Origin of the sequence: Mesorhizobium sp. M0761 (assembly GCF_040320205.1) — a bacterium.
Lineage (GTDB): Bacteria > Pseudomonadota > Alphaproteobacteria > Rhizobiales > Rhizobiaceae > Mesorhizobium.
Map to the genome: position 1 here is coordinate 23849 of NZ_JAMYPF010000008.1, position 18982 is coordinate 42830.

The 18982-nt window shown below is 60.3% G+C and carries 20 protein-coding genes; 11 read left to right on the plus strand and 9 right to left on the minus strand.

Going from position 1 to position 18982, the window contains the following annotated elements; genetic code table 11:
• Positions 1-18: 18 nt before the first annotated feature.
• The 4 genes from NKI32_RS15110 to NKI32_RS15125 are packed head-to-tail and all read right to left on the minus strand — an operon-like array spanning position 19 to position 3495.
• Positions 19-582 (minus strand): peroxidase-related enzyme, encoded by a 564-nt coding sequence (locus NKI32_RS15110; protein ID WP_353002920.1) that lies wholly within the window; start codon positions 580-582, stop codon positions 19-21.
• Positions 579-1061, minus strand: coding sequence for a CMD domain-containing protein (locus tag NKI32_RS15115; protein ID WP_353002921.1), 483 nt, complete (start codon positions 1059-1061; stop codon positions 579-581). The genes NKI32_RS15110 and NKI32_RS15115 overlap by 4 nt, the downstream gene beginning before the upstream one ends.
• Positions 1058-2527 (minus strand): NAD(P)-binding domain-containing protein, encoded by a 1470-nt coding sequence (locus NKI32_RS15120; RefSeq protein WP_353002922.1) that lies wholly within the window; start codon positions 2525-2527, stop codon positions 1058-1060. The genes NKI32_RS15115 and NKI32_RS15120 overlap by 4 nt, the downstream gene beginning before the upstream one ends.
• Positions 2524-3495 (minus strand): LysR family transcriptional regulator, encoded by a 972-nt coding sequence (locus NKI32_RS15125; RefSeq protein ID WP_353002923.1) that lies wholly within the window; start codon positions 3493-3495, stop codon positions 2524-2526. Before NKI32_RS15125 ends, NKI32_RS15120 begins: the two co-directional genes overlap by 4 nt.
• Before the next feature lie 232 nt (positions 3496-3727).
• Here NKI32_RS15125 and NKI32_RS15130 point away from each other — a divergent pair, with 232 nt between their 5' ends.
• Positions 3728-4798 carry an NAD/NADP octopine/nopaline dehydrogenase family protein gene (locus NKI32_RS15130; protein ID WP_353002924.1) on the plus strand — a complete coding sequence of 357 codons (1071 nt, stop codon included), beginning with the start codon at positions 3728-3730 and terminating at the stop codon, positions 4796-4798.
• A 138-nt stretch (positions 4799-4936) separates the two neighbouring features.
• Here the strand turns inward: NKI32_RS15130 and NKI32_RS15135 are convergent, their stop codons facing one another.
• Together NKI32_RS15135 and NKI32_RS15140 are read right to left on the minus strand one after the other, a co-directional pair.
• Positions 4937-5629, minus strand: coding sequence for a flavin reductase family protein (locus NKI32_RS15135; RefSeq protein WP_023708294.1), 693 nt, complete (start codon positions 5627-5629; stop codon positions 4937-4939).
• A gap of 39 nt (positions 5630-5668) precedes the next feature.
• Positions 5669-6349 carry a GntR family transcriptional regulator gene (locus tag NKI32_RS15140; RefSeq protein ID WP_023708295.1) on the minus strand — a complete coding sequence of 227 codons (681 nt, stop codon included), beginning with the start codon at positions 6347-6349 and terminating at the stop codon, positions 5669-5671.
• A 171-nt stretch (positions 6350-6520) separates the two neighbouring features.
• Between NKI32_RS15140 and NKI32_RS15145 the strand changes: the two genes are divergently transcribed.
• The 6 genes from NKI32_RS15145 to NKI32_RS15170 all read left to right on the plus strand — a co-directional run bounded on the left by NKI32_RS15145 (position 6521) and on the right by NKI32_RS15170 (position 13290).
• Entirely contained in the window at positions 6521-7711 is a 1191-nt protein-coding gene (locus tag NKI32_RS15145) for an amidohydrolase family protein (RefSeq protein ID WP_352999869.1), read from the plus strand.
• A 153-nt stretch (positions 7712-7864) separates the two neighbouring features.
• Complete coding sequence (locus NKI32_RS15150) at positions 7865-9442, plus strand: nickel ABC transporter substrate-binding protein (RefSeq protein WP_353002925.1); 1578 nt, start codon at positions 7865-7867, stop codon at positions 9440-9442.
• Positions 9443-9454: 12 nt separating this feature from the next.
• Positions 9455-10390 (plus strand): ABC transporter permease, encoded by a 936-nt coding sequence (locus NKI32_RS15155; protein ID WP_353002926.1) that lies wholly within the window; start codon positions 9455-9457, stop codon positions 10388-10390.
• On the plus strand, positions 10381-11289 hold the full coding sequence (locus NKI32_RS15160) for an ABC transporter permease (RefSeq protein ID WP_353002927.1): 909 nt from the start codon (positions 10381-10383) through the stop codon (positions 11287-11289). Before NKI32_RS15155 ends, NKI32_RS15160 begins: the two co-directional genes overlap by 10 nt.
• Positions 11282-12277 (plus strand): ABC transporter ATP-binding protein, encoded by a 996-nt coding sequence (locus NKI32_RS15165; protein ID WP_352445366.1) that lies wholly within the window; start codon positions 11282-11284, stop codon positions 12275-12277. The genes NKI32_RS15160 and NKI32_RS15165 overlap by 8 nt, the downstream gene beginning before the upstream one ends.
• Positions 12274-13290, plus strand: a complete 1017-nt coding sequence (locus NKI32_RS15170; RefSeq protein WP_353002928.1) for an ABC transporter ATP-binding protein — start codon at positions 12274-12276, stop codon at positions 13288-13290. Before NKI32_RS15165 ends, NKI32_RS15170 begins: the two co-directional genes overlap by 4 nt.
• A gap of 157 nt (positions 13291-13447) precedes the next feature.
• On the opposite strand, the gene NKI32_RS15175 is transcribed toward NKI32_RS15170, so the two are convergent.
• The 3 genes from NKI32_RS15175 to NKI32_RS15185 are packed head-to-tail and all read right to left on the minus strand — an operon-like array spanning position 13448 to position 15305.
• Positions 13448-14095 carry a hypothetical protein gene (locus NKI32_RS15175; RefSeq protein WP_023708301.1) on the minus strand — a complete coding sequence of 216 codons (648 nt, stop codon included), beginning with the start codon at positions 14093-14095 and terminating at the stop codon, positions 13448-13450.
• Between the two features lie 37 nt (positions 14096-14132).
• Positions 14133-14867 carry a HupE/UreJ family protein gene (locus tag NKI32_RS15180; protein WP_023708302.1) on the minus strand — a complete coding sequence of 245 codons (735 nt, stop codon included), beginning with the start codon at positions 14865-14867 and terminating at the stop codon, positions 14133-14135.
• Positions 14868-14915: 48 nt separating this feature from the next.
• Positions 14916-15305 carry a hypothetical protein gene (locus NKI32_RS15185; RefSeq protein WP_050590885.1) on the minus strand — a complete coding sequence of 130 codons (390 nt, stop codon included), beginning with the start codon at positions 15303-15305 and terminating at the stop codon, positions 14916-14918.
• Positions 15306-15408: 103 nt separating this feature from the next.
• On the opposite strand from NKI32_RS15185, the gene NKI32_RS15190 reads away from it, so the two are divergent.
• The 4 genes from NKI32_RS15190 (at position 15409) to NKI32_RS15205 (ending at position 18881) form a co-directional block, all read left to right on the plus strand.
• A complete protein-coding gene (locus NKI32_RS15190) occupies positions 15409-15690 on the plus strand; it encodes a metal-sensing transcriptional repressor (RefSeq protein WP_023669876.1) in 282 nt (93 codons plus the stop codon).
• Positions 15691-15701: 11 nt separating this feature from the next.
• Positions 15702-17039 (plus strand): cation diffusion facilitator family transporter, encoded by a 1338-nt coding sequence (locus NKI32_RS15195; RefSeq protein WP_023708304.1) that lies wholly within the window; start codon positions 15702-15704, stop codon positions 17037-17039.
• 69 nt (positions 17040-17108) lie between these two features.
• The gene (locus tag NKI32_RS15200; protein WP_353002929.1) at positions 17109-18431 is read left to right on the plus strand and encodes an MFS transporter; all 1323 of its coding nucleotides are present in this window, start codon (positions 17109-17111) and stop codon (positions 18429-18431) included.
• Between the two features lie 9 nt (positions 18432-18440).
• The gene (locus NKI32_RS15205; protein ID WP_023722123.1) at positions 18441-18881 is read left to right on the plus strand and encodes a YqaA family protein; all 441 of its coding nucleotides are present in this window, start codon (positions 18441-18443) and stop codon (positions 18879-18881) included.
• Positions 18882-18982 lie beyond the last annotated feature (101 nt).

The window sequence follows — 18982 nt, forward strand, 5'->3', positions numbered from 1 at the left end:
CGACCGCATGCGACATCATCACCCGCTCTCCGCATGGCCGAGAACGTGCATCAGCCGGTTTGCCCAGCCGAAGATCGATATGGCGTGGATCAGGTCGATAATCTCGCGGTCGTCCATGCCGACTGATCGAAGCGCGGCGATATCGTCTGCCGTCGCTTCCGACGGGGCCGCCGACAGGCGGCGGGCAAAACTGTAGATTGCCGCATCGCGTGGGCCGAGCGCTTCAGGTTTATCGAGATAGAGCGCGGAGACCACTTCGTCGTTCTTGGTCAGCTCTGCATGCCTGCGGGCGTGAACAACGGCGCAGAATTTGCAGCCATTGACGATGGACGCACCTAATGCACCAAGCTCGCGGTCAGGGCGGGCAAGCCCGCCTTCGACATACATGATTGCGTTGAACAAGATGGTGCGGGCAAGGTAGCTCTCAGGGTCATGCGCAAGGGTGCGCACATATTCCGAAACTTTCTTGGCTGATGGCGTGACCTTCATCGCTTCAAGCTGTTCCGGCGTGGCCTCGGATAGCTCGACCGGCGCTATGTACGGATGCCAATTCAATGGCTTCAGGCGCACCGCGGAAATCATGCCGTCCTCAACAATCGCAGGCCGGTTGCCACCCGCGTCTGGAAATTGACGAAGGCGATGAGCTCGGAAAGGGCGACGATCTGAGGATTGTTCAATCCAGCTTGGGCGAGCAGGGCGATGTGGCCCGCTTCCGCCTTTTTCGGTGTCAGCGTAATCAGGTCCACATGACGTGCGATGGTCGCCAATGGCTCTTCCAAATCCGTTTCCCCCTGGGCTAAGGCCAGAAGCTGCTCAGTCGGATCGAGCTGAGCCAGCTGCACATCATATTCGGCCATCAGGACCGGATCGGCATTCAGAGCGGCCATGCGACGGGCCAGAGCAACCCGCAAATTAGGCGCAAGCCCTTGGTCGTTTGCTGGCTGCAGGACGGAGAGGCGACATTCCTCGGCCCCCAGCACGAATTCAGGCCGAAACCGACGCGCGCTGAAAAGCGCATCGTCCGGTGATAGACCGGCGGCCTTGTCCATTGCGTCGATCACAGCGCGGCCTCCTTCTCCAACAAGGGTGTTGAATCGACCCATTCGTCGCCCAGAAGTTCGGGCGTGTCGTAAGCGATCAGGTTGGCGAAGTGGGTTTCGACATCTTGGGCAAACAGCGATGCGGCAATGCCGCGGACCAAACGGTCGGCACCCGCGCTGACGGCTGGGATATCACCGGAGACCTTGCCGTGCGTCAGCATGGCGGCGTCGTTGAAGCAGTGGATATGCGACAGCATCGAACAGGAGCCGGGGACGCGCTCACGAAACTCGAAGGCGGGACCTAGGTCCGGTGCGTCGGACATGCCTGCACGCGCCGGCCCCATGTCCGGTGTATATCGGCCATCCGACCAGGTGCGGATATGTGGCGCGATGGCTGCAAATTCCGGGCGGCCGTTGAAGTCGTTTGAAAAGCCGGTTGCCGCGATCAGGAAGTCGTAGCGCATCAGCCCCTGGGTGGTTTCGATAAGCAGGCCTCCCGCATCTTCCGTGACCGCGACGATGCCGCAGTCGAGAAAGAACCGGGCATTGGGGTGGCGAGAAACGCGAAGCGTCGATGAACGCGGCGGCGGCGTCTGGGTTGAGGCGGTGTAGTCGAAGAACTTCCACTTCCAGGCATCGGGCAATTGATGCATGCCGAGTACAACACCCGGACTGCCGATTCCGGTCAGCTTGTTGATGCGCGGCATTTCCTTGCGCCGGATCAACATGTCCACAGATCCGGCGCCCGCCTCGAGTGCGGTTGCGGCATTGTCCATGGACGAGGCACCGGCGCCGATGACCGCCACACGCTTACCTTGCAGCGCGTTGAAATCGATCTCGTCCGCAGAATGGGCCCAATAAGCGCGATCGATGCCGTTGAGGAAATCGGGTACGGCAAAACCGCCCAGACCGGAGCGACCGGTGGCCAGAACGAGACGACGGGTGAGAACCCGGCCGGATTCCGCGCCGTCGATATCGATCGCAATCAGATCACCAACCGGTGCGACGGCGGTCATGCGCACGCTGTTGCGCACTGGCAGAGCAAGAACCTTGCGGTACCAGACCAGATAATCCATCCACTGGCCCTTGGGGATTTTGTCCAGCGACCGCCAGGCCTCAACGCCCCATTGCGCCGTGAACCAGGCGCGGAACGTCAATTGCGGCAGGCCGAGCGACGGGCCGTTGAGCGTCTTCGGCGACCGGAGCGTTTGCATGCGGGCAAACGTCACCCATGGCCCTTCGAGCCCTGCCGGGGCCGCGTCATAGGCGACGACATTGGTTATCCCCGTCAGCACCAGCTTTGCCGTGGCAGCAAGTCCACACATGCCGGCGCCGATCACCACGACGTCACGGACAGGAACACCATCGTGCGAACGCGCGGGGACCCATGGCTTGGCAGGCAGTTCGAGGAAGTCGAGATCCTGCGCCAGCTGTGCTTCGAGCGCGGCAAGACCTGTCAAAATTGGCGCGGTGGGGGTATGCTTCATATTCCCGTTCCGTGATTTGTGCCGGATGCAGGATCGGTCACCAATTGGCCAGCCAAGGCCGGATCGAGTTTCTTGAAGCCGACGATCGATCGTTCAGCCACCGCTTCGACCGCATCCATCAGCGCCTGCGCGACTGGGCGAAGGGGACGTTTTGCGGCAGCCACAACCCCCCAATAAAAGAGAACGGTCGCGTCAATCGGGCGGATGGCGACCCCAGGCAAGGCCACGCCATAGGCGGTGAGGGGATCAATGACAGCGGCAACGCCGGTCCGGCGCACAAGCTGCAACGCGCCATAGGCAGTATTCGTCCGGATGACTGGCCCGGTGTCGATGCCCCTGGCGGCCAATGCCTTGGAGACGTGCAGTTGGAAACGCAGCGGGTTGAGCAACGTAGCGACGCGACGGCCGGCAAAGGCCGAAAGCGGTATGACATCAAGTTCTGCCAGCGGATCGTCCTCCCGCACGGCGGCAACATCGGGCGCCGAATAGAGCCGCAGGACATCCAGACCGGGCGTATCGAGCGGCAAGCTTGAAAAGCCGATCTCGGCACGACCGCTGCGCACTTCCTGGGCGACGATTGAGGGAAGAAACTGTCCGAGATGTGTCTCGTGCGGAAGCTCGACACCCTTGAGCTCGGCCATGGCCGTCGGGATTAGGCCAGTGCCGATCGCAGAGGTTGTGACAATCTGCAGGATCCGACCCCGGCCGGCGGCGATCATCTTGGCCCGCGCCGCGAGTTCGGTGAAGGACATCAGCAGTCGCCGCGCTTCTTCTTCAAATGCGACACCCTCTTCAGATAGCTGCACCCGTCGACCGACCCGGTGCAGCAGTTCGAAGCCAAGTTCGGCCTCAAGATCCTGAATGGTGCGTGTCACCGCAGGTTGGGAACGCCCGAGCATGTCAGCCGCCTTGGTAATGCTGCCGCTGGCAGCAACCGCAAGGAAGGTCTGAAGGTCCCGAGTTTCCATATTCTCCCTACATGTGAAATCCGTATGATTGACATCGTCTCATTCATTTTTGATATATGTCAAGCGGAAACTAATGTTCACAGCGGCGCTTGCCGGCTCAGAGCCGGAGCCCTTGATCGAAACAGCTGGGGGCAACCGACGTGACTCCAATTCGAAACCTCGTGATGAAAAAACTTGTAGGCGGGGACGGCAAGGATTCTCGAACCATAAAGCCCCCAACAGGAGGAATGTTATGCGCGTGAGTATTCTGGGCGCCGGAGCAATTGCCTATGGCCTTGCGGCCTATTTGGCACAATCGGGACACTCGCCAACGCTTTGGTCACCGTCGGGACACCGCACCAGAACGTTGGCTACTGGCGAATTATTGAAGGCGACGGGGGATATCGAGGCGACGGTGCCGGTGCGCATTGCCAAGGATTGTAGAGATGCTATCGACCACGCGGACGTGGTGGTGATCGCGCTTCCGGCTTACGGCCACAAGATGGTGATGGACGCCGCCGTCCCTCATCTGGCAGATGGAATTCCGGTCATCATCAGTTCGCATAGTTCGTTCGGGGCTCTGTATCTCTGGAAGCGGTTGACGGAGCGCAAGGTCAGGTTGCCGATCGTCGTTTGGGGCACAACACTACTGACTGGTCGCCAGCTCGGATCAACCGAAGTCAATGTCACTTCCATTCGCCAGAAGCTTGATGTTGCGACGCTGCCTTTCGATGCGCTCGACCAAGGGTACGAGCTTTGCACGGCCTTGTTCGGCGATCGTTTCGTCAAGCGGGATGGTCTGCTGGCGATTGCGCTCAGCAACCTCAATCCGCAGAACCATCTGGGAATTGCCCTTCTCAATCTCACACGCATGGAGAAGGCCGAGCAGTGGAGCCAGGGGGGAAATGTCACTCCTGCCGTTGGCCGCTTTATCGAGGCTCTGGATGCCGAACGGTTGGCCATAGCTGCCCATTTCGGTATCGCGGTTCGTACCGTCCAGGAACATTTTTCATTGTCGTTTCATGTGCCCATGAGCACTGTTTCGGACATGAACCAGGAGATGGATCGTCAAGGTCGGGGCGGGTTTGGCCCGACCACTATCGAAAGTCGCTATATTCTTGAGGACGTTCCGTTCGGCTTGTTGCCGACGGCAGTCCTTGGGAAAATCAGCGGAAATCCGGCCATACTCCATGAATCCGGAATTTCCATCTTGTCGGCGGCTTATGGCCGGGATCTCAAGGGAGATAATGATATTCTTCCTGCGCTCAGCATCGAGGAAATGACAAAGGCGGATCTTGAAACCCTTTGCCGCAAGGGGTTTTAACAGCTTCCAGTGCGCTGTAGCCCAGCTGCAGTGAATATTCTCCCAGCCCGGCATCGGCAGAGTCCTTGGCCGCAAGCAGCGTCTCTGCCCGATCAGGAAGGATGATTGAAGCGACGAGCGCTTTGCGCGATCAGAGCCCTATCCATCGGTGTTGGGTGGCATAGGCCTCATTGCCAACCATTGCTCATGCGACATGGTTGGCAGGTCAAACTGGTGGCGGGTGGTCGAATAACCGTGTCCACCCATTCTGCCGACGGCGTCTAGCGCGAGTTGATCGATATAGAAACGCTCTTGGTCAACAAGATCCTCACGAATGTGCATCCGCATAACTTGACCAAGGACAATCTCGCGCGACTTACCCAGGCCAAGCGTCAAATGTCGGCGGCATTCGAAGGCTATAGGCGCTTCGAAAATGTAGGGGCATTGGACCGTCTCACCGGGCGCAGGCGTCAGCCCGGCCTCGGCCAGTTCGTCAATGTGGGAAGGAAATGGGACGGCACAGACGTTCATGGCGTCAACCAGCGCATGGTCCACGATGTTGACTGTGAATTCCTCAGTCAGTCGGATGTTGAGCGTCGTATCCTTGAAGGACATGTCATTATGGTTCTCCACACCCAGGGCTAGGATTGGAGGATCGGCCGAGAGGCAATTGAAGAAGCTGTAGGGCGCAGCATTGACAGTCCCGTCGGGGTGTCGTGTGGTCACCAGAGCGATTGGCCGAGGCACCACTGCCCCGATCAGCAGCTTGTAGCGTTCGCGTGCCGAGATGCGGGCGAAGTCGATGCTCACGTGGCTCCGCTGCCCCACCGGCTCGGGCTGGGGGTTGAGCATTATATCCTCCTGAATTTTGCCAAGCTGCTTGAGAGTTGGTTACCCTGCCTGAGCGTATGTGCTCAGGATGGAGCGAACGTCGGGCTCAGTTTGATCGCTGATTTGCGCCCGAGCCTCGAGTGCCTCGAGATGGTGTTCCATCGCATGCATGGCGCGCTCGGGATTGTGTTGGCGCAGCGCCTGAATGATTTCGACGTGTTCGTCGACGCCGCACTGATCGGAGTGCGGACGGCTGTACAAGGCTAGGATCAGCGAACAGCGCGATACAATCTCGCTGACATAACGGGTCAGCGGCTTCGATCCCGTGAGTTCGGCCAGCAGAATGTGGAATTCGCCCGCCAGCCGTATCGATAATGGTCCGCTCGTGTTTACTGCGTCCCCTTCAAGTTTGACGTGGGCCTCAAGTGCCGCAAATTGAGCGGGTGTGATCTTTCGCGAAAGCCGGTCCACTACCTCGCGCTCCAGGCAGCGTCGTAGGGAAAATATATCTAACGCTTCCTCGAGCGTCGGTTCGGCGACGCAGGCTCCGCGATTATTCCTGACCTCCACCAGGCCTTCGGCACTCAGTCGGACAAGCGCGTTTCGTACGCTGGTCCGGCTAACGCCGAACTGCTCGCCGATCGCGTCTTCGGGCAATTTCATACCGGGGCGAAGCGCCTGCTCAATGATGGCGCGACGCAGCGACAAGTAGACGTTTTCGGCTCGACTCGATTTGGTCATCGCATTCCCCCTAAGCTCCCGCAACTTATCGATCAAGACATATTTTTGTCAATATGGGATACGATTTGTCTTGAAATGGGTATACAATTATGCGGTAGTTGCGTACACGGAACTGCGGGCGGTCGTCGCCGTGCCGCAGACGATAGGCTGCCTCTGGGAGGAGCGCCCCGCATGACAACCAATTTGTTGATTAGAAATGTGCGCCCGATGGCTGGCGCCAATGTCGATATTCTTATTGAAAATGGCCGCATTACCCGCGTCGAGCCGGAGCTTTCACCTTTGGGAGGGCTGGTGGAGGACGGCGGAGGTCGCATCGTCGTTCCGGGCTTGGTCGAAGCGCACACCCACCTCGATAAATCGATGATCGGAATGGCGTGGTATCGAAATGAAGTCGGCCCTCGCTTGATAGACAAGATCGACACCGAGCGTGAAGCCAAGATCCGCTTGGGTATCGATCCGGTCCGCCAGTCGCGTCGACAGGCGCTTGCCTCAGTGGCGCAAGGCACCACCCATATTCGTAGCCACGTCGATATCGACACCGTGCACGGCCTTGCCGGTGTAGAGGGCGTCATGCGCACTCGTGACGAGCTACGAGACCTCGTCGATATTGAGATCGTCGCCTTTCCTCAAAGCGGTATGATGATCCGGCCTGGCACTGTCGAACTTATGCGACGGGCGTTGGAAATGGGCGCCGAGGTGGTCGGCGGGCTGGACCCTGCTGGGGTTGATCGCGATCCCAAAGGGCACCTCGATGCAATTTTCGACCTCGCTCAACGCTTTGGCCGGCCCATAGATATCCATTTGCACGAAGCGGGAGAGCTTGGCGCCTTTTCGCTCGAGCTCATCATCGAACGCACCCGTGCACTCGGCATGCAGGGAAGGGTGGCAGTCAGCCATGCCTTCTGTCTCGGCATGCACGATGCCGACTATGTCGGCCGACTAATCGACGAGTTGGCGGAGCTTTCGATCCATATTCTTACCACCGGGCCGGCATCGCAGCCGTCGCCTCCGGTCGCCAAATTGCGCTCTGCTGGAGTGGTCGTCGGCGCCGGAAATGACGGCATCCGTGACATCTGGGGACCTTACGGCAGTGGTGACATGCTGGAACGCGCGATGTTTGTCGGCTTGCGCAACAATTTTCGCCGCGACGATGAACTCGAATGGGCCCTCGACGTCTGCACGCGCGGCGGTGCCGGAGTTCTTGCGCTGGAAAGGTACGGACTCATGCCTGGCTGCTGGGGGGACATGGTTTTGGTGGAAGGCGAGACACTCGCCGATGCCGTCGTGTCCCACCGGCCGCGCGCGTTGGTCGTCAAGCGCGGCAAGGTCGTCGCGCGAGCCGGGGTTGCGGTGCAGACCTAACCTGCGCAAATGAGCACAAAGTCTTATATCAAAGGGATACGATGTCTTAATTAGATTGTATACGATGATGTACTATGTCTATACAAAAAAGGCCCCAGTGCCTTTCGAGGCAACCTGGGCCCCAGGGAACAATAAGCAAGGAGAGGAGCAATCATGTCATTCAACAGGCGTACATTTCTGCAGATCGGATCAGGGGCGTTAGGACTCGCCATAACCGATGCTACCTTCACCAAGTTTGCCTTTGCCGAAGGGGCGGCGGGCACATTGCGAGTGGCTATCGCCAAGCCTGCGGGCAATCTCGATCCGCAGAGCCACTACGCGATCTGGGCCATTCAGGACCTGATGTTCGATCCGCTGGTGCGGTACGGCAAGGGCGGCCAGATCGAGCCTTGCCTTGCGACCGACTGGAAGATCGAAGACGGCGGCAAGACACTGCACCTTACATTGCGCAAGGGGGTCACTTTCCAGGACGGCACAGCGTTCGATGCAGCCAGCTGCAAGTGGAATCTTGAGCGCTGGCTGGGACTCGATCAGTTCAGCTGGATGAACTGCTCCAAGTATTTTCAAACACTGGAGGTGGTCGATGACCACCAAGTGGCCCTTCATTTCAAGGAGCCGCCGCTGGCGCTCATGCAGGAGCTTTCATACACGCGGCCGCCGAGGTTCCTTAGCCCCAAATCGGTCGATGCGAATGGCAAATTTGTCGAACCCGTCGGCACCGGGCCTTGGCGTCAAATTAGCGCTGACGATACACAAAGTGTTTTCGAGCGCTACGACGGCTACTGGGGCGACAAGCCGACTTATCAACGTCTCGAAGCCAAGGTCATCCCTAATCCGCGCGCGCGGGTTGCAGCCCTGCGCGCTGGCGAGATCGATCTCGTCGGCGGGTTTTGGATCGCGCCGCTGACCCCCGTTGAGGCAAAGCAACTCGAGGCCGCAGGGCTCAACGTGGTCATCGATCCCGGCAACGTCACACTGGTGATGGCTTTCAACCCCGATCGCACCGAAGCGCTTAAGGATCCGCAAGTGCGCAAGGCCATCAGCATAGGGATCGATCGCGCGGCGATTTCCCAGGCGCTCTACCAAGGCTTTGCCCGACCGGCGGGCAACCTGTTCTCCGATGCATTGCCATTTGCTGGCACCCAGCATGATGCCCCAGTTCGCGACGTTGCGGCCGCATCAGCGCTCCTGGAGAAGGCGGGTTGGACGGGTGGTCCCGTGCGTTCCAAGGACGGCACGCCACTGACGCTTGAGATTGTCGTCAGTCCCGACGCCGTTCCCGGCTCTCGCGTCGTGGCCGAAGTCATACAATCCGAGATGAAGGAAATCGGCATCGATTTGATCGTCCGCTCTGTCGACCACGCTTCCAAGCACACCGACATGCTCGAACGGAAGTACGATCTCGGCTTCTTCCTGACCTACGGGGCTCCTTACGATCCGTTCGGCACGGTGGTGGCCTTGTGCCTCTCGACCTTCAACAACGATGTCGAAGGCAAGCTGTTCACCGATCCGGCCAACCTGGACCCGCTGATCAACGCGGCGACAGCGGCAACCGGGGATCAGATCGCGCCATCGATCCAAAAGGTTTACGACTGGCTGCGTGACAACGACGCGATAGCGCCGTTGGTTTACGTTCCCAGCATCTGGGCGCACTCCAAGCGGGTCCAGGGCTTCACCAGCCCGGTCACCGAATACGACATGCCATACGAAAATATCGTGCTGGCCGAGTAGAGGGAGGGCGCGTTGATCCACTTCATCAGCAAGAGGCTGAGGCACTCCCTCGTACTGCTGTTCATGGCGTCTCTGGTTTGCTTTACCCTGGTTGTTTCGGCTCCGGGAAATGTCGCTGTTCTCATCGCTGAACTCAGAGGAGCAGTGGCAACACCGGGGTACGTCGAAAAGGTTGCCGAAGAGATCGGACTGCATAAGCCGCTGCTGATGCGCTACGCGGGTTGGCTTGGCGATGCAGTCCGAGGAGATTTTGGCATCTCCTACAGAACGGGCCAGGAAGTCAGTGCGGACTTGCCAAAGCGCATGTTGGTCACCGGTACCCTTATCGGTGGCAGCGGCGTGGTTGCGACCCTGCTCGGCCTGGCTCTCGGATTCCTGGGTGCCTTCTGGCCCTACAGACTGCCGGACCGCGTTTCGCGCGGTTTGGCTCTTCTCGGCGCATCGACACCGACATTCTTCGTCGGTGCGCTGATGATCTATGGATTCTCCGTCACCTTTCAGCTCTTTCCATCCTTCGGCTTCGGCGGTCCGGAAAGTTGGGTGCTGCCATGGGTCACTGTCGCGGTGCTGCCCGCCGCCGTGCTCAGCCGTGTCGTTCGTGTGGGACTGGAAGAGGCTATGGCCAGCCCCTTCGTGTTGACGGCCAAAAGCAAAGGTCTGGGACGGACCGCCATCCTGTTCCGGGACGCGCTGCCAAACATCATACCTGTGTTCATCAATGCACTGGGAACCCAGGTCGGCCTGATGACCGCAACGGCTATCATCGTTGAACCGCTGTTCGCCTGGCAGGGCGTGGGCGACTACTTTCTCCAAGGCGTGAAGTTCCGGGACTTCATGGTCGTGCAGGCCTGCCTGTTGATCTTCCTCGCCTTCTTCATCGTGGTGAATCTGATCGTAGATCTCGCAGTTCTGATGACCGATCCCCGTATCCGGCGCCAATGGAGCTGACCATGAATAGATTCAAGCCTGCACTTGCCCGGTTGAACAAGATGCCCCGCGTGGCCTTGATCGTGATCGGCCTTTTCGTCGCCCTGGGCAGCTTCGCGCCATGGCTCGCCCCACAAGATCCCAGCGCACAGAACTTGCTGGAGACCGGCCAGGGATCAACTGCGACACACTGGCTCGGCACCGACCATCTTGGGCGCGACACGCTCAGCCGCCTGATCATCGCTGCGAATACGTCATTGGTCAGCGTTGGCTCGGTCCTCATCATTGCAATGACGATCGGTGTCGCCATGGGGACCATCGCGGGCTATCACCGCGGTTGGGTAGACGACCTGCTGATGCGCATCGTCGATGTCGGCCTGTCCATCCCAAGCCTGATCACTGCCCTTGCCGTAATCGGGATCGTCGGGCCGGGCTACTGGACCATGGTACTGGCTCTGTCACTGGCATGGTGGCCGATGAGCGGTCGTATCAGCCGGGCCGTGGCCGTCAGCATCATGAGCAAGCCGCATATCGAGGCCCTGCGTGTACTGGGCGCCAGCCCATGTCGCATTTACTTCGGCCATTTGCTGCCCGGCACCATCGGCGCGGTGATGGTCTATGCGACGGCGGATGCCGGGACAGCCGCTTTGGCTGTCGCAACGCTCAGCTTCCTTGGTCTGGGCATTCAGCCGCCCACGCCAGAATGGGGACAGATGCTTGTTGATGCTTTACCGTATCTCGAGTCCGATCCGCGCCAGGTTATCCTGCCCGGCCTAGCCCTGACTGCTGCGGTGATCGGTTTCAACATCCTCGGCGAATCCATAGCACTTAATCGCATTCCCAAGCCGCTTTCGAGGCGGACGCTCGCCTTGCGCAGAATTGAGATCGCCGGCTGGGCCAAGGAGAATTCCGATGCATGACGAACTCCTTTTGAAAGTCAGCAATCTGACGGTCGATCTCCTCACCGCCAAGGCCGCGGTACGTCCCGTCGATGGCGTCAGCTACACCGTCCGGCAGGGAGAATGCCTTGCCATCGTCGGCGAAAGCGGTAGCGGCAAGACTGTAATGAACTTCGCGCCGCTCGGGCTAATGCCGACCGGCGTGACGACGAACTTGTCGGGATCGGTGCGCTTCGACGGGCGCGAATTGATCGGCTTGCCGGAATCCGAGATCCGTAAGATACGAGGCAAGTCGATCGGATTCATTTTCCAGGATCCGATGAGCGCGCTGAACCCCGTCCGCCGTGTTGGAAGGCAGATCGCCGAGATGGCGGAACTCCATCTCAAGATGACCCCGCGCGCCGCGGAGGAGCGGGCGTTGGAACTCATCAAGCTGGTCGGCATCTCGGATCCAGCAGCGCGACTTCGTCAATTCCCCCACGAACTGTCGGGTGGTCTCAGGCAACGCATCGTAATTGCCATTGCGCTGGCCGGCGAGCCGAAACTTCTGATCGCGGACGAGCCTACGACCGCTCTCGATGTGACGGTCCAGGCTCAAATCCTGCGCCTGCTCAAGGACCTGCAGCGGCGGCTCAACATGGCCATGGTGCTGATTACTCACGATATGGGGGTAGTCGCCGGAGCGGCCGACAACATCGTTGTCATGTATGCGGCTCGGGCCGCCGAACGAGGTCCCGTGGACAAGGTCCTCGTGACCCCACGCCATCCGTACACGAGAGGGCTGATCAACGCGATCCCGCGGCGGGAAGACCCGATCGGTTCGGAGTTTCGCGGTCTTCCCGGGATACCGCCAACGCTGGGCGCGCCATTCAAAGGCTGTGCCTTTGCCCCGCGCTGCGAGCTCGCAATTCCCGCATGCACCGCAAGCCGCCCGCCACTTGCGCGGTCGGCCGACAGCGCTGTTGTCGTGGCCTGCGCGGTTGTCAACCAAAGGAAGGCAGCAGCATGACGCACGGTCCTGTTCTGAAAGTCGAAAATCTGCAGACGCGCTTCAAAAGCGTTCAGCGAGGCAAGTTCATCCATGCCGTCGACGACGTCTCGATCGAGCTCTATCCGGGCGAGATCGTCGGTCTGGTAGGCGAGTCCGGTTGCGGAAAGTCGACGCTCGGCCGCACCATTGTGGGTCTCGAAAAGGCAAGTGCGGGACGAGTCCTGCTTGATGGAGTGGACCTCACCACACTCTCCGGTGCAGCACTGCGCGAAAGCCGCAGGGCGCTTCAATACGTGTTTCAGGATCCATATTCGTCCCTGAACGACAGACAGACGGTCGGTGAGACGATCGATGAAGCGTTGCTGATCTGCGGGTTGAAATCACAATCCGACCGCAACCATCGTACCAAGGCGCTCCTGGATCAGGTCGGACTGGCGGACGCTTTGAAGGATCGGCACACGCGGGAACTGTCCGGAGGGCAGCGCCAGCGCGTTGCGATTGCCCGCTCCCTTGCCGTGAATCCAAGAGTGCTGATCTGCGATGAACCAGTTAGCGCACTGGATCTGTCCATCCGAGCCCAGGTGATGAACCTTTTCCTGCACCTGCAGAAAGATTTGGGGGTGGCGTGCCTGTTCATTGCCCACGACCTTGCGTTGGTCAGGCAGGCTGCATCGCGCGTCTACGTGATGTACCTCGGCAAGATCGTGGAGCACGGGCCATCGCAGGAACTCTACGATCACCCTGGCCATCCCTATTCGCAGATGTTGCTGGCCTCGACACCGGAGGTGGATCCGATCGCTGAAAAGCAGCGCAGGGTTCCGGTCATGATCGGGGAGGTGCCGAGCCCTACGAATCCACCATCCGGCTGCAGGTTCCGGACTCGCTGCCCCTTGGTGGTCGAAGAATGCAAAAAACAGATGCCACCGGCCTTGAAGCTATCTCCTGGGCACAGTTCGGCTTGCGTGTTTGCCAAGGATCTCCATCGCGGCAAACGTTCGGCGCTGATTTCGCCAACAGCCAATGCGGCATGATCACGTTGAGACAGCCTAGCGGCGCACCAATTCACCACGCCGCCGCCCACCCGACACGAATGCTCACGGGACGGTGGTGCGCCAAACAGTGAGGTCGTGGCAATGAACAGCGCGCCACTCCGGCGCCAAACGGCGCCGGATAAGATTGACGTATCGTTCACATCATCCGTTTGATGTCGGTGTAGGCACCGTTCGTCTTCAGCGTCACGGTGACGTCGGCATCAGTGCGGTTACGCCAGAACCAACCGTGATTGCCGTCAAACGCTGCCTCAAGTACGCCCTCGTCCTCTGCAGCCCCGCGTCCCTTCTCGTATGAAATGTTTTCGCCGCCGCCGTCACCATGGGTGTCGAAGTTCACCGCCGCGCCATTGGCCGTCCAAGAGTATTTTGCCTGTGCGCCCTTGGCCATGACGAGCTTGATCTCAGCTCCTTCGCCGGGCTTCAGGGTGACCGACATTTCGTCCGTCCGGAGTTCCTGGGCAGAGGCGGAACCAATCACCAGTTCAGCGAAGACGCGCTCCAGAAGACTCGACTGCTGATCTCGGGCTGGCACTGCGGTCGGAGTGCCGTTCTGCAGTTCGCGAAGGCGGTCCTGCTCGGCCTCTTCGGCGAGTTGTGTCTTGATCTCGCCCATCTCGGTGAGCTCGAGCGCTCGCCCAACGCCGGTGGGATCGATGGCGTATTCGGCCGGCAGCACGATGGTCACAAGGATGGCAGCTGCCGCGAGAATTGCGATGACGGTAGACCGAAGGAGCTGCATGGATGTCGGCAGCTCGGCGCGGGTCGGGATGTCGGTATTATACATAGGAGAATTCCTTTTTTGTGGATCTTTACTTGGAGGTTCAGGAGACGACCCAGCCGGTGAGCTGATAGCCGATCAGCACAAACCCGGCGGTCATCATGATGGTGTTGGCGGTGTATGCGTGGCGCCAGAAACTATCGGTCCGGCGCCAGTAGCCCATGACAATAAGGATGGCAGCGAGCGCCAGAAGCTGGCCAATCTCAACGCCGACGTTGAAGGCAAGAAGATTGGGCACTAGCCCATCGGGCGAGATGTTGTATTCGATGATCTTCGTCGACAGGCCAAAGCCGTGGAAAAAGCCGAAGATCAGGGTCGCGATCTTGGTGTTCGGCTGGAAACCGAGCCACCTCTGGAAACCGCCCATATTGTCGAGCGCCTTGTAGACGACCGACAGGCCGATGATCGCGTCGATGATGTAGCTGTTGATGCCAACGTTGAAATAGACGCCAAGCAGCATGGTCGTGGAATGGCCGAGCGCGAACAGGCTCACATAGATGCCAATGTGCTTCATCCGGTAGAGAAAGAAGATCACGCCGAACAGAAACAGGATGTGGTCGTATCCCGTCACCATGTGCTTGGCGCCGAGATAGATGAAGGGCAGCAGATTGATGCCCGTGATCTCCTGGATATAGCCCTTGTCGCCTTCGGCAACGGCATGGGCGAGGGCAGCTCCCCCAAACAATGGGAGGGTCAGGAGAGCGAGCAACACAGGTAGGGCGGGTCGCCAGCGCGCGCAAGGCGAGCATGGCAGGCCCTGATAGCAGGATCCTTGCATGAGAATTCCAATCTTCGTCGTTGAGGGTGGCCGCGCATGCGGCCGCGATCATGCGGTGAGGATCGGTCTCGGAGGGCGATCGAGCCGGGAACTTGCTTCCGGATCGGACAAGGACGGCGGATAAATCACCCAGGTCCGCCCGGCCGCAGGGACGGTCGGCGAAAAGTCCGGAAGCGTGCTCGCCGTCTCGTGCGAGTGGTCGGCGGGATTGTGGCCGTGAGAATGGCCGGATCCCTGCTCCTCGGTTGCACCGTCATCGTGGACGTGCCCGTGGGCTTCGATCTGTCCCGCCAGTTCGGCGTGACGGTCGGCCTCGGCGGCAGCGAGCGCGATGGGATCGTGCGAGACCGAACCGCCCATAGGCGACAGCAGCATGCCGAGCGCCATCGCGAAAGCGATGACGAGGCGAAAGGCTGCGCTATGGATCCAATTCGGCATGCTTAACGATTATTCTCTAAAATCCTAACGAATGGTTGCGTGCACCAGAATCGAGGCCACTTTGAGGCTTGGAATATCCTCTCTGGGGGGATAGCATCAAGGCATGAATGAGCGTCCCCACGTCCACGAAACCCATCCTGCCATCATCAAGCGGCTGAAGCGCGCCGACGGCCATCTGCGCGGGATCGTCGAGATGATCGAGGCCGGCCGACCGTGCCTCGACATCGCCCAGCAACTTCATGCCGTGGAGAAGGCCATCGCCCAGGCGAAGAAGACGCTGATCCAAGACCACCTCAACCACTGCCTTGAGGACGTCGTCGGACCGCTGGCGCTCGAGCAGCGCCGCTCGATCGACGAGTTCAAAGATATCACCAAGTACCTGTGAGAAGCGCCACAATGGACAAAGTTCGCGATTGGTTCGGATTCGGCCCGATGACGCATGGCATGGGCGGCCACGGACATGATCACGGCGAGGGCGGCCATGGTCACACCCATGGCGTCATCGACCCGACGATCGCTACGACTACGCGCGGCATCTGGGCGATCAAATGGTCATTCGTCGTTCTGGCCATCACGGCGGCGCTTCAGCTCGTGGTCGTGTTCCTCTCCGGCAGCGTGGCACTGCTGGCCGACACGATCCACAATGTCGGCGACGCGGTCACCGCCATCCCATTGTGGGTCGCCTTCATGCTGGCCCGTCGCCAACCGAGCAAGACGTTCACCTACGGGCTGGGCCGCGTCGAGGATCTGGCCGGAATTCTGATTGTCCTCATCATCCTGTTCAGCGCCATCGTTGCCGGCTACGAGGCGATCGACCGGTTGATCAATCCGCAGCCGATCGCATTTCTCGGCTGGGTCGCCATAGCCGGCATCATCGGTTTCTTAGGCAACGAAGCCGTTGCAGTGTTCCGTATCCGGGTCGGCCGCGAGATCAACAGCGCGGCGCTGATCGCGGATGGCTACCATGCGCGCACCGACGGCTTTACCAGTCTGGCGGTTGTGCTGGGTGCTATCGGCGTATGGCTGGGGTTTCCGCTGGCCGATCCGATCATCGGGCTCTTGATCACGGTGGCCATCTTCGCGATCGTCTGGCAGTCTTCGAAGGCAGTCCTCACGCGCATGCTCGACGGTGTCGAGCCCGGCATCGTCGATGAAATCCATCATGCCGCCGAGCACGTGCCCGGTATCGAACGTGTCCAAAGCGTGCAGGCGCGCTGGATCGGCCACCGCCTGCATGCCGACGTCGCCATCAGTGTCGCCGACGCGGCGACGGCCAAGGATGTGCTGGGCGTCACCGAAGCCCTCAAGGAGGAACTGTTCGCCCACTTGCCGGCGTTGGCGGAAGCGAATGTGCGTCTGGAAAGCCCGGCCGGATCTGCCGAAAAGGGCACGGAACCCTCTCACGCTCATGGTCATCATGCGCCGGAGCCGTTCAAGGTCGACTGCGATCTGGCTGCGGGGACACTGGAGATCGTCGACACGCCTGCCGGCGAGCGGATGCGTCTGACGATCGACCGGCACGCCGACGATTTGACGGCGACGGTGATCATCGACCGGCCAGAGGGGCCGGAGACGTTGCACCTCGATCCTGTCGCCGACAATCATCATCGCCTTGAGAGCACGTTGGCCCCTGCCGAGCCGCATGAATTCGAGGCAAGACTGGTCCTGAAGGCCAAGGATCGCGAACAGGTGCTGCCGTTCAAGATGGTCGAACCCGAAGGCCACCATCACTGAGATCCGTGTGCCGGCTCGTACTCCGTCTCTGGCTCGACGAGCCGTCTCGAACTGCAAGAAGACAAAAATATGCTTCAGGTCTTGGCCAATCGCACCTACCGTCATCTCTTCCTGGCCCAGGTCATCGCCCTGATTGGCACTGGCCTTGCCACCGTGGCGCTCGGGCTGCTGGCCTATGACCTTGCCGGCGCCGATGCCGGCGCGGTGCTCGGCACGGCGCTCGCCATCAAGATGATCGCCTATGTCGGCGTGGCACCCGTTGCTGCCGCGTTCGCCGAGCGCCTGCCACGCCGTACCATGCTGGTTTCGCTCGACCTCATCAGGGCAGGGGTCGCCGTGTTCCTGCCCTTCGTCACCGAAGTCTGGCAGATATATCTTCTCATCTTCATCCTGCAGTCGGCGTCAGCAGGCTTCACCCCGACGTTCCAGGCTTCGATCCCTGACGTGCTGCCCAAAGAGAAGGACTACACACTGGCCTTGTCGCTCTCGCGACTGGCCTACGACCTGGAAAGCGTCGTCAGCCCCATCCTCGCGGCGGCGCTGCTTTCAGTCATAAGCTTCCATAGCCTGTTCGCCGGCACGGTTGTCGGGTTCCTGGCGTCAGCGGCTCTGGTCGTCTCTGTGGTTCTGCCCAGCCCGCAGCCCTCGGAGCCGCGCGGCATCTATGAACGCACGACGCGCGGGATCCGCATCTATTTGGCGACGCCGCGTTTGCGCGGCCTGCTGGCCCTTAATCTTGCCGTCGCGGCGGCCAGCGCCATGGTGATCGTCAACACGGTGGTCCTGGTGCAGGCGCAATTTGGCCTCTCCCAAACCGACACGGCGCTGGCGCTCGCAGCCTTTGGCGGTGGATCGATGATTGCAGCTCTTGCCCTGCCGCGGTTGCTTGAGAACGTACCGGACCGGGTTGCGATGCTCTCGGGCGCCGCGATACTGGTCGCCGGGGTGCTGATAGGGCCTCTCGCCAGCAGCTACTATCTGCTGCTGCCGCTCTGGTTCGTGCTCGGGCTCGGCTATTCACTGGCGCAGACGCCAACGGGCAGATTGATCAGGCGTTCCGCCGATGCCGTCGATCGGCCCGCTCTGTTTGCCGCTCAATTCGCACTGTCTCATGCCTGCTGGCTGATCACCTATCCGATTGCCGGCCGCGTCGGGGCGGCAATGGGATTGCCCTTCACATTCATTCTGCTTGGCGTCATGGGCGCCGCCGCCCTGATTGCCGCGATCTGGCTGTGGCCGAAACACGATCCGGACGTGCTTGTGCACACGCATGTCGATCTGCCCAAAGACGACCGGCACATCGGCGACGCGGTATGGTCGGAAGCAGGCTATGAGCATTCGCATGGTTACGTTGTCGATGATCGGCACCCGCAATGGCCAAAAGCAAGTTGAGCGCCCGGCATGCCTGGCGATCTCGCCGTCTATGGCGGTCTTTTTCTGACCGCGTTCGTGGCGGCTACAATCCTGCCGATGCAATCAGAAGCAGCCCTTGCGGGACTGCTTCTGACGGAAAGCTATGCTCCGGCTCTGCTCATCGTCTCCGCAAGCGCAGGCAATGTGCTCGGCTCGATCGTCAATTGGTGGCTTGGCCGGGGCGTCGATCACTTTCGCGACCGCAAATGGTTCCCGGTGAAGCCCTCCGCACTGACGCGCGCGACGCGATGGTACCAGCGCTATGGACGATGGTCGCTGCTGTTGAGCTGGCTGCCCCTCGTCGGCGATCCGCTGACGATCGTGGCGGGCGTCCTGCGGGAGCCGTTCTGGAGCTTCCTCGTGATCGTCACGATCGCGAAGGTTGGCCGCTACCTAGCGCTCGCGGCGGTGACACTGAGCTGGATGTAGCGGCTCATGGCAACACATTCGCGACCATCGCTTCCGACCTTTCTCTTGAGCCGACGCAGACCGAATAAGTATAGACATATCGCATATCCGAGTTAGCATGA